This is a genomic window from Rhodovibrio salinarum DSM 9154 (assembly GCF_000515255.1).
Classification (GTDB): Bacteria; Pseudomonadota; Alphaproteobacteria; order Kiloniellales; family Rhodovibrionaceae; genus Rhodovibrio; species Rhodovibrio salinarum.
The window spans coordinates 323,501-338,516 of the sequence record NZ_KI911559.1 but is presented as its reverse complement, the minus strand read 5'-3'; the positions used below and the strand labels follow the sequence as shown (position 1 = coordinate 338,516).

Here is a 15,016-nt window from a genome sequence, read left to right as displayed (position 1 = left end):
GCCGGGCGCACCTGAACGGTGGTCCCTGTATTGTGAGTTTTCGCATCAGCGCAGGTGTGCAAAAGTGACCGCGGTCACTTTCCGGCTGGGGGAATTGCTGCCAGAACCGTGCGGTGAACGCTGGCGGCAGCTTCGTGACGAGGGGGCACCCATGGCCAACGATAAACCGGCCCGAATTCTGATCTATAGCCACGATAGCTTCGGGCTCGGTCATCTGCGGCGATGCCGTGAGATCGCGCATGCGATCGTCGACGACAATCCGAATGCTTCGGTGCTGATCCTCTCCGGCTCGCCGATCATCGGCAATTTCGACTTCCGCAGCCGGGTCGATTTCGTGCGCATCCCGGGCGTGATCAAGCTGCGCAACGGCGAGTACACCTCGCTCAAGCTGCCGCTGGCGATCGAGCAGACGATGGCGATGCGCGCGGCGATCATCCGCCATACCGCCGAAGCCTTCCAGCCTGATCTGTTCCTGGTCGACAAGGAGCCGCTTGGCCTGCGCGGCGAGGTGCGCGAGACGCTGGCCTACCTGAACGCGCGCGGCGTGCCGTGCGTTCTGGGCCTGCGCGACGTCATGGACGATCCCGACGCGCTGACGGAGGAGTGGCGGCGCAAGCAGGCGGTGCCCGCGCTGGTCGACCATTACGACGCCATCTGGGTTTACGGCCTGCCGCAGATCTGCCGGCCGCTCGACGGGCTTGATCTCCCGGCTTCGCTCATGCGGCGGATGGTCTACACCGGCTATCTGCCACGCGAGGGCGCGGCAAACGCGCCCAAGGTCCGGCTGGAGAAGATCCGGGCGCCCTACATCCTGGTCACCGTGGGCGGCGGTGGCGACGGTGAGGCGATCATCGACTGGGTCCTGCGCGCCTACGAGGCCGAACCGGACTTGCCGTATCCCGTGCTGTTGGTGCTTGGCCCGTTCATGGGCAGCGAGCACCAGAACGACTTTCTCGACCGCGCGCAAAAGCTCGACAAGGTGGAGGCGATCACCTTCGATGCGCATATCGAAGGGTTGCTGGCCCAGGCGGTCGGGGTCGTCGGTATGGGTGGCTACAACACCTTCTGCGAGATCCTGTCGTTCGACAAGCGCGCCTTGATCGTGCCGCGCACCGTCCCGCGGCGGGAGCAGTATATCCGGGCCAGTCACGCTGCGCAGCTCGGGCTTGTGCGCATGCTGGAAGACGATGCCGTGCGCCCGGCGCGCAAGATGGCCACCGCGCTGCGCGGCCTGCCGCAGCAGCCGCTGCCCTCCAGCGGCGTGATCCCCGGTCTGCTGGAAGGCCGGCGCAACGTCGCCAAGTTGGTGCGCCAATGGCTCGATGCGCCGACCACTGGCCTCGACCTCGCCGCCAGCGCGGACGATGCCGTGCCGGAAGCCTGGCGCGCCGGGCGCTAAGCCGGTTCCTACCCCATCCCCTGATCCGAGCTGTCGTCCGTCATGCCGACCCACGCGCCGACCAACCCGCCGCGCCTTGCGGTGGTGCTCAAGGGCTACCCACGCCTGTCCGAGACCTTCATCGCCCAGGAACTGCATGCCCTGGAGCAGCGAGGTTTCGACCTGCGGCTGGTTTCGTTGCGCCGGCCGTACGATGCCAAGACACACCCAATCCACGACGAGATCCAGGCGCCGGTCAGCTATCTACCGGAATACCTCCACAAGGCCCCGGGCCGCGTGCTGCGCGGCTGGCGGACGGCACGTCGATTGCCGGGCTACGGCCGCGCCCGCCGGGCGTTCCTGGCAGACCTGCGGCGCGATCCCACGCGCAATCGCGTACGCCGCTTCGGCCAGGCCTGCGTCTTGGCCGCAGAGCTGCCGGCCGACGTTGACCGGCTGTATGTCCATTTCCTGCACACGCCGGCGTCGGTCGCACGCTATGCCGCCTTGATGCGCGGGCTGCCCTGGTGCTGTTCAGCCCACGCCAAGGATATCTGGACCACGCCCGACTGGGATATCCGCGAGAAGCTCAAGGAGATGGACTGGCTCACGACCTGCACCGCCGTCGGTCGGGATCATCTGGCGAGCTTGGCCGACGAGCCGGCCAAGGTACGGCTGGTCTATCACGGCCTCGACCTCGACCGCTTTCCGGCGACGCCGGCGCCTGCCGGCGCGCGCGATGGTCGCGATCCCGAAAACCCGGTGCGGCTGATCAGCGTCGGCCGGGCGGTGCGCAAGAAGGGCTACGACGTGCTGCTAGAGGCGTTGGCTCGATTGCCGGCGGAGCTGCACTGGCGCCTGACCCATATCGGCGGTGGGGAGCTGCGCGAGGAACTGCGTGCGCAGGCCGGCCGGCTGGGCCTGGCGGAGCGGATCGACTGGCGCGGCGCGCAGGCGCAGGCGGACGTGCTGTCCGCCTACCGGGACAGCGACCTGTTCGTGCTGGCCAGCCGGATCGCGCCCGATGGCGATCGCGATGGTCTGCCCAACGTGCTGATGGAAGCGCAGAGCCAGGGGCTGGCGTGTCTCGCCACCGACGTCTCCGCGATTCCCGAGCTGATCCGCGAGGGGGAGACCGGTCGGCTGGTGCCGCCGGGCGACGCGGACGCATTGGCGGCGGCGCTCGCGTCGTTGATTCGCGATGCCGCGACCCGGCAGGCGCTGGGGCAGGCGGGCGCGGCAAGGGTCCGCGCGGCGTTCGACGCCGAAGGTCAGATCGACGCGCTGGCCAACCTGCTGCGCGGCGACGTTGCGGATGTTCCGCGACGGGCAGCTGAATGATCGTTACGCATACAAAATGATGACGCAGGTCGCCTTCTATGCCCCGCTGAAGCCGCCGGACCATCCGGTTCCGTCCGGCGACCGGCGAATGGCGCAGTTGCTGTGGCAGGCGTTGGAGCGGGCGGGCTGTTCAGTTGAGCTCGCCAGCCGGCTGCGCAGCCGCGATCCCAAGGGCGATCCCGCGCGTCAGGCACGGCTCGCCGCCCTCGGCCGACGGCTGGCGGCGCGGTATGTGCGCCGCGTTCGGACCCGGCCGCCGGCGCAACGGCCGCAGGTCTGGCTGACCTATCATCTATACTACAAGGCGCCTGACTGGATCGGCCCCACGGCTGCGGAAATGCTGGGGATTCCCTACTTGGTGGTGGAGGCCTCCCACGCCCCCAAGCGCGCTGGCGGCCCTTGGGACGCCGGGCACCGGCAGGTCGCGGCCGCACTGCGCCAAGCGGCGGCGGTGCTGACGATAAATCCGGTTGATGCGGACTGCTTGCCGGCCAGCGTGCGGCAGGTGGCGTTGCCGCCTTTCCTGGACACGACCGAGATCGATGCGGCGCGCCCCGACCGCACCACGCTGGCCGCGGTCTATGGTCTGAACCCGGAGGTGCCCTGGATAATCGCGGTGGCGATGATGCGCGCTGGGGACAAGCTGGCCTCCTACCGCGAACTGGCGGACGCGCTGGGCCGCCTGGGCGACCGACGCTGGCAGATGTTGGTGTTGGGCGATGGGCCGGTGCGGGCGGAGGTGGAAGCGGCTTTCGTCCCGGTCGCCGAGCATATTCGGTACGCAAGCGTAACAAATTCGGGTGAGACTCTGTGCGCTTTGGCAAGCGCCGATCTGTTCGTCTGGCCGGCGGTGAACGAGGCCTATGGCATGGCCCTGCTGGAGGCGCAGGCCGTCGGATGTCCCGCCGTTTGCGGCGATTTTGGCGGGGTTTCCGCGATCCTGGCCGATCGCGAGACCGGCCGCTTGGTCCCGCCGCATGACCCGGATGCGTTCGCCTGGGCCGTTGCTGACCTGCTCGATGATCCAGACACCCGGGCGCGTATGGGGGCGGCGGCGCGGCGGAAGATCGCCCGGCAGCATTCAATCAATACGGTATCGCAACGAATAGGGGCGCTGCTGGATGAGGTTGCAGGGAGATCGGCATGAAACTGGCCCTGATTCGCCACGGCCCCACCGCCTGGAACGCCGAGAAGCGCATTCAGGGCCGCACTGATGTGCCGCTGTCGCAGGCTGGCCGCGCGACGGTCGCGCAATGGCGGGTGCCAATAGATGTTAAGGCATATCAAGTACTTGTGAGCCCCCTGACCCGGGCGCGGGAAACCGCGGAACTGCTCGGTTTGAGGGGGACGCGGATCGAACCGGCGCTGGCGGAGCGTTCCTGGGGCAGCTGGGAGGGCGAGCGGTTGCCTGAGCTGCGAAGTCGTTACGGAAGCGATATGAAAAACTGGGAGGCGCGTGGTCTCGACTTCCGGGCCCCCCAAGGGGAAAGTTCGCGCGATCTGCAGGCGCGCTTGATGCCGCTGCTGGTTCGTTTGGCAGCTGACGCGACGGACACGCTGGCGGTGACCCATCGTGGTGTCATCCGGGCGATCTACGCGCTGGCGACTGGCTGGGACATGCGCGACAAGCCGCCGGAGGCGTTGCACGACGGCTGTTTGCAGCTATTCGAGCTGACGGGCGATGGCCTGCCGGTGGTGTCCGCGCTTAACCGTCCGCTGGGCGACGGCGCGCGCGCAGAAGGAAGCTAGGTAGTGGCGGCCGACGTGCTGATTCACGTGCAGCATCTGCTCGGCATCGGGCATTTGCAGCGCGCCAGCCGAATCGCCGCCGGCTGCGCGGCGGCCGGCTTGGAGACCGTGCTGGCGAGCGGCGGGCTGCCGGTGCCGGATCTCCAACCCGGGGCCGCACGGCTCGAACAATTGCCGGCCGCGCGCGCCGGCGACGCCAGCTTTTCCCACTTGGCGGATGCCGACGGCCGGTCGGTCGACGACGCCTGGAAGACGGCGCGTCGGGATGCGACGCTGGCGCTGTTCGAACGTGAATGGCCGCGCGTGCTGCTGCTCGAACTGTTCCCGTTCGGCCGGCGTAGCCTGCGCTTCGAGTTGCTGCCGCTGCTGGAAGCCGCGCATGCGCGCCGGCCGCGTCCCTGGGTCGTGGTCTCGCTGCGCGACCTGCTCAATCCGCCGGGCCCCGAGAAGGCCGACTGGGCGATTGATATCGTGGACCGGTATGTCGACCGGGTGCTGGTCCACGGCGATCCGCAGGTGGCACGGCTGGAAGAAACTATTCCGGAAGCGCAACGAATAGCCGACAAGCTCGTCTACACCGGCTATGTCGTCCCGGAGATGCCGCGGGATGTGCCGTCGAGCGGGGAGGTACTGGTCTCGACCGGCGGCGGGGCCGTGGGCGGCGCGCTTGGCCACGCCGCGGTCCGCGCACGGGCGCTGAGCCACCAGGCCGGTACGGCACCCTGGCGGGTGCTGCTCGGCGGTAACCTGCCCCAAAGCATGTTCGATGCGATCCAGGCGGCAGCTGATCCCAATACGGTGGTCGAGCGCAACCGGGCCGATTTCCCGCTTCTGCTCGCTGGGTGCCGTCTGTCGGTCAGTCAGGCCGGCTACAACACGGTGACCGAGGTGCTGGCCGCCGGGGTGGCGAGTGTGGTCGTCCCGTTCGAAGGCGATGGTGGCGAGCGCGAGCAGGCCTTGCGGGCCGAGCGGCTGGCTGCGCGCGGCCGCCTTGTCAGCGTCCGCGAAGTCGGGCTGACGCCCCAACGCCTGGCACAGGCCATTGATCGCGCACTCGCCGGGCCGCCGGTACGCCAAATCGACGAGGCTACCGTCGACCTCGCCGGCATTCGAAACTCATCGCAGATTCTGCGTGAATTGGTTGCTATGGTGCCGACCGGGGGGACTGGAAGGACTGCGACGGGGCCAACGGAGGCGTGGTGAGCGAGACGACACGGACGCTGCGCTATCCCCCGGGCACGTTGATCGGCGATTACTTGCGGGCTGCCTTTGGCGTCGCGGTCGGGGCCTGCGTCCTTGCGCTCAACCCGATCGGCTGGGGCCTGGGCGTGCCGGTTGGCGGACTGATGTTGTTGTTCGCCGGGTTTGGCGTCCGCACGGCCATGAGACAGATGACCCGCGTTGAGGTGCAGGCGGATGGGCTGATAGTCCATACGCTGACTGCTCGCCCACTCACTTGGCAGGCGGTTACGGCCGTCCGGCTGCGCTATTACGGCAGCAAGCGCGAGCGTAAGGCAGAAGGCGGCTTCTACCAGTTGAAGCTGCAGGCCCCTGGCGCACGCTTTAGCTTCGAGAGTGGCCTGACCGGCTTCGACTACCTGGTCTGGCGCGCTGGGGAGGCCGCGCGGGCCAACGGTCGGCCGCTCGATACGTCGACGGTGCACAACATGCAGGCCTTCGGCATTGACCCCGATGGGACGCTTGCGCCGCCGCCCGCCATCGCGGCCCGCGCGCGCGAGATCGCGCGGACGTCCGCCCCTGCGCACGACGCAAACGCCTGTTCGGGGGAGCGGGGATGAGCGATCTGCTGCGCGTGGAGGGTCTGCACGTCTCCTTCGGTCTGATGGCCGGCCGGATCGACGCGGTGCGCGGCGTCTCCTTCCGTGTGCCAGTCGGCGGCACAGTGGCGCTGGTCGGCGAATCCGGCTCCGGCAAGTCGGTGACCGGGCAGGCGATCATGGGCATCCTGCCGCGCGCCGCCCGGATCGACGGCGGCAAGATCCTGTTCGACGATCCGAAGGTTTCCGCGCCCGGCAGTGACGGGAGCGCGCCGGTCGATATCGCGGCCCTGTCGCCGCGGTCGCCGGAGATGCGGGCGCTGCGCGGCGACCGCATCTCGATCATCTTCCAGGAGCCGATGACCTCGCTCTCCCCCGTGCACACGGTGGGTGACCAGGTGGGCGAAGCGCTGCGTTTGCACCGCGACGTGACCCGGACGGAAGCGACCGAGATCACCCGCGACATGCTGCGCCTGGTCGGCTTCCCCGACCCGCAGCGCGCGCTCACGACCTATCCCTTCGAATTGTCGGGCGGCCTGCGCCAGCGCGCGATGATCGCGATGGCGCTGATCTGCCGGCCGTCGCTGCTGGTCGCGGACGAGCCGACCACGGCGCTCGACGTCACCATCCAGGCGCAGATCCTCAAGCTGATCCGCGATTTGCAGAGCGAACTCGGCATGGCGGTGCTGATGATCACCCACGATCTGGGTGTGGTCGCCAATGTCGCCGAGGAGGTGGTGGTGATGTACCGCGGCCGGGTGGTGGAAAGCGGTCCGCGCGGGGCGATCTTCGACGCCCCGCGTCACCCTTACCTGAAGGCGCTGATGGGGGCGGTTCCACGTTTCGACATGGGCCCCGGTGAGCGGCTGCGGCCGTTGCGCGAGGTTCCGCACCGGTCGAGCAGCCGGCTGTGGGCCCGCGACGCGACCGAGCGGGACGGCCAGCCGGTCGATGGTCGCCGGCCGCTGCTGACGGTCGCGGGGCTGACCAAGACCTTCGGCCTGCGCAAGAGTGGCTGGTTCGCTCAGTCCGAGCAGCGGATCACCGCGGTTGACGATGTCAGCTTCACGATCCGACGGGGGGAATGCCTGGGTCTGGTCGGGGAAAGCGGCTGTGGCAAGTCGACCGTGTCCAAGGCGATCATGCGCGCGATCACGCCGGATTCGGGGCGCATCGTGTTCAACGACCGGGGGGAAGAGCGCGACGTACTGGCGCTTGAGGGCGCGCAGCTCGACGCCTACCGGCGCAAGGTGCAGTACATCTTCCAGGACCCTTTCTCGGCGCTCAATCCGCGTATGACGGTCGCCGATATCCTGGGCGAGCCGTTCGCCATTCACGGTATCGGCGACAAGGCCTGGCGGCGGGAGATGATCGCGGAGCTGATGCAGGTGGTCGGCCTGGAGCCCAAACACCTGCAACGCTACCCGCATTCCTTCTCGGGCGGGCAACGCCAGCGCATCGGCATCGCCCGCGCGCTCGCGCTCAAGCCGGACCTGCTGATCTGCGACGAGCCGGTTAGCGCGCTCGACGTGTCGATCCAGGCCCAGATCCTGAACCTGTTGCGCGATCTGCAGCAGGAGCTGGGCCTGACCTATCTGTTCATCAGCCATAACCTGGCGGTCGTGGACTATCTGGCCGACCGGATCGCGGTGATGTGCAAGGGTGAGCTGGTTGAGTTGGCCCCGCGCGAAATGCTCTTCCGCGATCCGCGCCACCCCTATACCCGCGCGCTGCTGCAGGCGGTGCCGGCTCCCGACCCCAACCGCCGGCTCGACCTGGGCGCGCTGCTCAGCGAACGGGTGTCCGATCCGGCGCACTGGCCCGCGCCGTTCGGTCATGACGGTCGCGGCAAGACGCCGCCGCAGCTGATCGATCTGGGCCGGGGGCACTTCGTCCGCGCCACCCACGTGCCGCAGCCGGTGGAGGCCACGCCGTGACCTCGCCGCGCTTCTCCCGACGGCAGTTGTTGCTCGGCGGCGCGGCGGCGCTGGCGGCGTTGCGGCTGATGCCCGGCCTGCCGGTGCGTGCGGGAGCCAATGGCGAGGAGCCGCCGATCCTGCGCCAGCGCGTCGCCGCCGGGGAGCTGCCTGCGATGGCTGCGCGCGTGCCCGCAACGCCCAAGGTGGAGACGCTGGCGTTGCCCTGGCAATCGCCCGGCCGGTACGGCGGCGACCTGCGGCTGTTGATGGGCAAGCAGGGCGACCTCAGCCAGATTACGGTTTACGGCTATGGCCGGCTGGTCGGCTACAGCCCCGACCTGGAGCTGCAGCCCGACATCGCCCAGGCGGTCGAGGTCGAAGCGGAGCGGATCTTCACCATCCGCCTGCGCCGGGGGCATCGCTGGTCGGATGGCCACCCCTTCACCAGCGAGGATTTCCGCTATTGGTGGGAAGACGTGGCCAACCACCCGGAACTGTTCCCCGCCGGGCCGCCGCAGAAGCTGCGGGTCGACGGCGAACTGCCGCAGGTCAGTTTTCCTGACGACCGCACGGTCGTCTACGCCTGGTCGAAGCCGAACCCGACCTTCCTGCACGACCTGGCGGGCGCGCTGCCGCTCTATCTGTATCGTCCCAGCCATTACATGAAGCAGTTCCACGCCGACTACGCGCCCAAGCACAAGCTCCAGGCGCGGGTCGCCAAGTACAATCAGCGCGACTGGGGAGATCTGCACACCCATCTGGACAACCTGTACGACCACGACAACCCGGACCTGCCCACCCTGCAGCCGTGGGTGAACACCACCCGGCCGCCGTCCCAGCGCTTCATCTTTACGCGCAATCCCTTCTACCACCGTGTCGACCCGCAGGGCCGGCAGCTGCCCTACATCGACCGGCTGGTGGTCAAGATCGCCGCGCCCGGGATCATCCCCGCCAAGACCGGGGCGGGGGAGAGCGATCTGCAGGCGCGCTACCTGCGCTTCGACAACTACACCTTCCTGCAGGCGGCCGAGGATCGCTTCCCGCTGGAGGTACGCTTGTGGAAGCCGGCCTACGGCTCCAAGCACGCGCTCTACCCCAACCTGAACGCGAACGACGACGTCTGGCGGGCGTTGATTCGCGACGTGCGGTTTCGTCGGGCGCTCTCGCTGGCGATCCATCGCCATGAACTGAACCAGGTGATCTATTACGGCCTGGCGCTGGAGGGGAACAACACGATCCTGCCGCGCAGCCCGCTCTACAAGGCATACTACCGGGATGTCTGGGCGGATTTTTCGATCGCGCGCGCCAACCGGCTGCTGGACGCGATCGGGCTGACCGACCGCGACGACCGTGGCTATCGGCTGCTGCCCGATGGACGGCGCTGCGAGATCGTGATCGAAAGCGCCGGCGACAGCACCGAAGAAAGCGACCTGCTGCAGCTGATCACGGACAGCTGGAAGAAGGTGGGAATCGGCCTGCACACCAATGCGACGCAGCGATCCGTCTTTCGCCGGCGGACCTTCGCCGGCTCCAGTGTGATGGGTATTTGGAAGGGGCTAGAGAACGGCGTCCCGACGGCGGATATGAGCCCGAGCGAACTCGCGCCGGTCGATCAGTACAGCTACCAGTGGTCGAAGTGGGGGCAGTATTACCAGACCGGGGGGCGTTCCGGCGAACCGGTCGACATGGCGGCACCCAAGCGCCTGCTGGAGCTTTACGAAGAGTGGTACGTCACCCGCGAGTCCGACCGTCGCCGGGCGATCTGGCACGAGATGCTGCGGATCAACGCCGAGCAGCAGTACACCCTCGGCTTGGTTGCCGACGTGCCGCAGCCGGTCGTGGTGCACACCCGCTTGCGCGGCGTTCCGCAGGAGGGGCTGTACAACTGGGATCCTGGTTCCTTTTTCGGCATCTATCGCCCGGACACCTTTTGGTGGGCCGAAGATCACGCGGCGGCTGACGCCGGGGACGAGAACGCGTACGCCCGTACGCGTACGCAACCGGGGTAACGTTTAGCCGTATGTTCGCCTATACCGTCCGCCGCCTGATCACCATGGTGCCCACGCTGATCGCGATCAGCGTGATCATCTTCGTCATCATCCAGCTGCCGCCGGGCGACTACCTGACGACCTACGTCGCCGAGCTGGCTGCCCAAGGCGAGGGCGTGAACGACGCGCGGATCGCCTTCCTGCGCGAGAAGTACGGTTTGGACGAGCCCTTGTGGCAGCAGTACCTGATGTGGGCCGGGGGGCTGCTGCAGGGCGACCTCGGCTACAGCTTCGAGTACCAGCTGCCGGTCTCGCAACTGATTGGCGACCGGCTGCTGCTGACTTTCGTGATCTCGGTGGTGACGATCCTGTTCACCTACGCGGTCGCTTTCCCGATCGGCATCTACACCGCCGTGCGGCAGTACTCGATCGGCGACTACACGCTGAGCTTCATCGGATTCCTGGGCCTGGCGACACCGAACTTCCTGCTGGCACTGCTGCTGCTCTACGCCGCCAACATCTGGTTCGGCACCTCGATCGGCGGGCTGATGGACCCGCAATACATCGGCCAACCCTGGTCCTGGGCCAAGGTCGGCTCGGTGCTGGCACACCTCTGGGTGCCGGTGGTGGTGATCGGCACCAGCGGCACTGCCGCGATGATCCGCCGGCTGCGCGCCAACCTGCTGGATGAGTTGCAGAAGCAGTACGTCGTGACCGGCCGGGCCAAGGGCCTGTCGCCGGGCAAGCTGTTGCTGAAATATCCGCTGCGGCTGGCGATCAACCCGTTCATCGCGGACATCGGCAACCTGCTGCCGCAGGTCGTCTCGGGCGCGGCGATCGTCTCTGTCGTGCTCGACCTGCCGACCACCGGGCAGATGCTGATCGGCGCCCTGAAGAGTCAGGATATGTACCTGGCCGGCTCGTTCCTGATGTTCCTGGCGTTCCTGACGGTGATCGGGATGTTGCTGAGCGATCTGGCGCTGGCCGCGCTCGACCCGCGGATCCGGCTGGAAGGGAAGGCCGCGCGATGAGCCGCACGACCGGCAACGGTAACGGCGGCCGGCCGGGTCAGCGCCTGGGTGGCGCGGCGCGTGGAGAGATCCCGCACCAGGTCGACGACGCGCCCTTCCAGCCGGCCGAGGAAACGCCGATGACGCCGGCGCAGGAGCGGCTCTACCGCGCCTCGCAATGGCGGATGATGTGGTGGAAGCTGAAGCGTCACAAGCTGGCGGTCGCCTCCGGCATCCTGCTGCTGCTGCTCTATGCCTCCACCCTGATCTCGGAAGTCATTGCCCCCTACGACCTGCACAGCCGCTTTACCGACCACATCTATGCCCCGCCGCAGAGCGTCCATCTGTTCCACGAGGGCGCGTTCGTCGGGCCGTTCGTCTACGGCTACGACTACAAGCTGAACATGGAGAACCTGCAGCGGGTCTACACGCCCGACACCAGCGACGTGCAGCCGCTGCGCTTCTTCTGCTCCGGCGATTCCTACCGCTTCTGGGGATTGGTCGAGACCGACGTCCACCTGGTCTGTCCGGCCAAGGGCGGGACGCTGTTTCTGCTCGGCACCGACCGGCTGGGCCGGGACATGTTCTCGCGCATCATCTATGGCGCACGGATCTCGCTCACGATCGGCCTGGTCGGGATCGCGATCTCCTTCCTGCTGGGGATCGGGATCGGTGGGGCAGCCGGCTACTACGGCGGCTGGGTCGACGTCGGCGCACAGCGTGGGATCGAGATTATCCGCGCGTTCCCGGAAATCCCGTTGTGGCTCGCCCTTTCGGCGGCCCTGCCGGTAACCTGGAGTCCGCTCTGGGTTTACTTCGGGATCACGGTGATTCTGGGCCTGCTGGACTGGCCCGGTCTAGCGCGCGCGGTGCGCGCCAAGCTGCTCAGCCTGCGCGAGGAGGACTTCGCCACCGCCGCCCAGCTGATGGGCGCGCGCCCGCCCCGGATCATCTTCCGCCACCTGCTGCCCAGCTTCGCCAGCCACCTGATTGCGTCCGCCACCCTGTCGATCCCGACCATGATCCTGGGCGAAACGGCGCTGTCGTTCCTCGGCCTCGGCCTGCGCCCGCCGATCACCAGTTGGGGGGTCCTGCTGAGCGAGGCGCAGAACATCAACGTGGTGGCGCTCTATCCCTGGCTGATGCTGCCGGTGGTGCCGGTGATCGTGGTGGTGCTGGCGTTCAATTTCCTGGGCGATGGCCTGCGCGATGCCGCCGATCCGTACGGGTAGGGACGCGGCGCACACATCCGTGGGACATCTTCCGACAGGCCTGTCGGGTCGCTACCGGCCTCGACGGTCGTTGTTAAAGACCGGCCGGCCCTCGATCTCGCCGAAGTCGAACAGGTCGTCGTCGAGCGCGATGTCGGTGCGCACATCGTTCAGCGAGACGCGGGTGACCGTGCCCTGCTGATCCACCACCCGCCAGCGTTTGAGCGCGAGCGGATCGGCGTCCAGCACCAGGCGCAGGGAGCCCGGCTGGCCGGCCTCGACGCCTTCCTGCGCGACCCAGACGGCGATCTCGTCCTCGCCGCGTTCCAGGCCGGCAACGTGGTAATCCTCGCTGTTCTGCAGGTCGACCTCGTCCTTGACCAGGAAGGCGAGCGGCGTTTCTGACAGCGGGACGTAGCTGGTCTGCTCCAGCTCGCGGTCGAAGTAGAGCAGCATGTTGCCGTTGGACACGATCAGAATATTGGCCGGCGCGTCGTATTCGAAGCGCAGCTTGCCGGGGCGCTTCAGCCAGACCTCCCCGGTTGCCTGCCCGCCGCTGGAGGCGGCCTGGACGAACCGGCCGTGCAGCGTTTCGATCCCGGTCAGATAGGCCTCGATCCGGTCGATCGTCTGCTGATCTTCCCCCTGCAGTCCGCTGGTCGCGGCCGCCTGCTGCGTTCTATCCGGGGCGTCGGGGTTGTTAGCCATCGCGGCGGGCGCGCTCAGGCCCACGGTCGTCGCGAGGGTGGCGGCCAGGAAGACGGCGGTCAGGGCGGTGGGGCTGCGGCGCATGGCGAACCTTTCGTCGGCAGGGCACGGCATCTCGGCTCATCCCCATATCGGGATGCCCTGCACCCGGCGACAAGAGGGCCGGCGTGCGGCCATTGCGTGACAGCCGGCGGACCACCGGCGGACCGCGGCGATCCTTTGCGCACGAAAACGCGTGACCCCATCAGGGGAATCGCGTAATCGGTGTAAGAACGCATAGTATCGTCGTCGCGCGGGGGTGAGACGACAGTGACGCAGACGGGGCAGGAAGCAGCCGGCGGGCCGGGGATCGGCACCGCGCGCGGGCAGGTCGCGCGGGTGGGCACGGTCGCGTTCCAGGGCATCGAGGTGGTCGACGTCGACGTCCAGGTGACCACCGGCGGCGGCTTGCCCAGCTTCCAGGTCGTCGGCTTGGCCGACAAGGCGGTAGCGGAAAGCCGGGAGCGGGTGCGTTCGGCGCTCGGCGCACTCGGTCTCGCGCTTCCGCCCAAGCGGATCACGGTCAATCTCGCCCCGGCCGACCTGCAGAAGGAAGGCAGCCATTTCGACCTGCCGATCGCGCTGGCGCTGCTGATCGCGCTCGGCGTGCTGCCGGGGGAGGAATTGGCCGGCTACGCCGCGCTGGGCGAGCTCAGCCTGGACGGCCGGCTGGCGCCGGTGGCGGGGGTGCTGCCGGCGGCGATCCACGCCCTCGCCCGCGACCGCGGGCTGATCTGCCCGGCCGCGCAGGGTGGGGAGGCCGCGTGGGCGGATGGGCTGGAGGTGTTGGCGCCGGATTCCCTGCTTGCGCTGATCAACCACTTCAAGGGCAGCCAGCTGCTGCCGGCGCCCGTGCCGCGGATCGCGGAGGCGGATGCCGCCGCGCCCGACCTGCGCGACATCAAGGGGCAGGAGAGCGCCAAGCGCGCGCTCGAGGTCGCGGCGGCTGGCGGGCACAATCTGCTGATGGTCGGGCCGCCGGGGGCCGGAAAGTCGATGCTGGCCGCCCGCCTGCCGGGCCTGTTGCCGCCGCTCGACGCTTCCGAGGCGCTGGAGGTGTCGATGATCCACTCGGTCGCGGGCGCGCTCGACGAGGGCAAGCTGCTGCGCCGGCGGCCCTACCGCGACCCGCACCATTCGGCCTCGCTGCCCGCGCTGACCGGTGGCGGCCTGCGTGCCCGCCCAGGGGAGGTGTCGCTCGCCCACCTCGGTGTGCTGTTCCTGGACGAGCTGCCGGAGTTCAGCCGGCAGACGCTGGAAGCGCTACGGCAGCCGCTGGAGACCGGTCGGGTGTCGATCGCTCGGGCCAACGCGCACGTTACCTACCCGGCCCGCGTGCAGCTGGTGGCGGCGATGAACCCGTGCCGCTGCGGCTACCTGGACGATGCCGGCTTGGCCTGCGCGCGGGCGCCGAAGTGCGCGGTCGATTACCAGGCCCGCATTTCCGGTCCGCTGTTCGACCGGATCGACCTGCACGTCGAGGTGCCGTCGGTGAGCGCGGGCGACCTGACCCTGCCACCGCCCGCCGAGGGCAGTGTGGAGGTCGCCGCCCGCGTGGCGGCCGCCCGCGCCGTGCAGGTCAGTCGTTACGCAAGTGAAACAGGCGCTCAGAAGATCCGCTCGAACGCGGAGGCCGACGGCACCCTCTTGGAACGGGTCGCCGCGCCGGACGAGGCCGGCCGCACCCTGCTGGGCCAGGCGGTCGAGCGCATCCGCCTGACCGCGCGGGGCTACCACCGCGTGCTGCGCGTCGCCCGCACGCTGGCCGACCTCGAGGGGCACGCGCAAGTACGCCGCATCCACGTCGCCGAGGCGCTCTCCTACCGCCGCGCGGCGCCGGGGAGACGATAATCAGTTCTCCCCGCAATTCTACAGCGTACTTGAGGTCATCGTCT

The 15,016-nt window shown here is 68.4% G+C and carries 12 protein-coding genes; 11 read left to right on the top strand and 1 reads right to left on the bottom strand.

Annotated features, from left to right (window positions below):
* Window positions 1-151: 151 nt before the first annotated feature.
* From RHOSA_RS0101540 to RHOSA_RS0101495, 10 genes are read left to right on the top strand one after another with little or no spacing between them, the layout of a single operon-like run.
* Complete coding sequence (locus RHOSA_RS0101540) at window positions 152-1,399, top strand: glycosyltransferase family protein (RefSeq protein WP_027287301.1); 1,248 nt, start codon at window positions 152-154, stop codon at window positions 1,397-1,399.
* Between the two features lie 42 nt (window positions 1,400-1,441).
* Window positions 1,442-2,719 carry a glycosyltransferase family 4 protein gene (locus RHOSA_RS0101535; RefSeq protein ID WP_037255494.1) on the top strand — a complete coding sequence of 426 codons (1,278 nt, stop codon included), beginning with the start codon at window positions 1,442-1,444 and terminating at the stop codon, window positions 2,717-2,719.
* A gap of 16 nt (window positions 2,720-2,735) precedes the next feature.
* Complete coding sequence (locus RHOSA_RS19705) at window positions 2,736-3,866, top strand: glycosyltransferase family 4 protein (protein WP_037256837.1); 1,131 nt, start codon at window positions 2,736-2,738, stop codon at window positions 3,864-3,866.
* On the top strand, window positions 3,863-4,468 hold the full coding sequence (locus RHOSA_RS0101525) for a histidine phosphatase family protein (RefSeq protein WP_037255491.1): 606 nt from the start codon (window positions 3,863-3,865) through the stop codon (window positions 4,466-4,468). Before RHOSA_RS19705 ends, RHOSA_RS0101525 begins: the two co-directional genes overlap by 4 nt.
* 3 nt (window positions 4,469-4,471) lie before the next feature.
* Window positions 4,472-5,671: a glycosyltransferase family protein gene (locus tag RHOSA_RS0101520; RefSeq protein ID WP_027287298.1), complete on the top strand. Its 1,200-nt coding sequence runs from the start codon at window positions 4,472-4,474 to the stop codon at window positions 5,669-5,671.
* Complete coding sequence (locus RHOSA_RS0101515) at window positions 5,668-6,267, top strand: hypothetical protein (protein WP_027287297.1); 600 nt, start codon at window positions 5,668-5,670, stop codon at window positions 6,265-6,267. Before RHOSA_RS0101520 ends, RHOSA_RS0101515 begins: the two co-directional genes overlap by 4 nt.
* On the top strand, window positions 6,264-8,183 hold the full coding sequence (locus RHOSA_RS0101510; RefSeq protein WP_027287296.1) for an ABC transporter ATP-binding protein: 1,920 nt from the start codon (window positions 6,264-6,266) through the stop codon (window positions 8,181-8,183). The genes RHOSA_RS0101515 and RHOSA_RS0101510 overlap by 4 nt, the downstream gene beginning before the upstream one ends.
* The gene (locus RHOSA_RS19700; RefSeq protein WP_215904973.1) at window positions 8,180-10,174 is read left to right on the top strand and encodes an ABC transporter substrate-binding protein; all 1,995 of its coding nucleotides are present in this window, start codon (window positions 8,180-8,182) and stop codon (window positions 10,172-10,174) included. Before RHOSA_RS0101510 ends, RHOSA_RS19700 begins: the two co-directional genes overlap by 4 nt.
* Window positions 10,175-10,185: 11 nt before the next feature.
* Window positions 10,186-11,184 carry an ABC transporter permease gene (locus tag RHOSA_RS0101500; RefSeq protein WP_027287295.1) on the top strand — a complete coding sequence of 333 codons (999 nt, stop codon included), beginning with the start codon at window positions 10,186-10,188 and terminating at the stop codon, window positions 11,182-11,184.
* Window positions 11,181-12,395, top strand: coding sequence for an ABC transporter permease (locus RHOSA_RS0101495; protein WP_051431691.1), 1,215 nt, complete (start codon window positions 11,181-11,183; stop codon window positions 12,393-12,395). The genes RHOSA_RS0101500 and RHOSA_RS0101495 overlap by 4 nt, the downstream gene beginning before the upstream one ends.
* Window positions 12,396-12,446: 51 nt before the next feature.
* On the opposite strand, the gene RHOSA_RS19695 is transcribed toward RHOSA_RS0101495, so the two are convergent.
* The gene (locus RHOSA_RS19695) at window positions 12,447-13,166 is read right to left on the bottom strand and encodes a LolA family protein (RefSeq protein WP_051431690.1); all 720 of its coding nucleotides are present in this window, start codon (window positions 13,164-13,166) and stop codon (window positions 12,447-12,449) included.
* Between the two features lie 225 nt (window positions 13,167-13,391).
* On the opposite strand from RHOSA_RS19695, the gene RHOSA_RS0101485 reads away from it, so the two are divergent.
* Window positions 13,392-14,972 carry a YifB family Mg chelatase-like AAA ATPase gene (locus RHOSA_RS0101485; RefSeq protein ID WP_437123660.1) on the top strand — a complete coding sequence of 527 codons (1,581 nt, stop codon included), beginning with the start codon at window positions 13,392-13,394 and terminating at the stop codon, window positions 14,970-14,972.
* The last annotated feature ends 44 nt before the right edge of the window (window positions 14,973-15,016 follow it).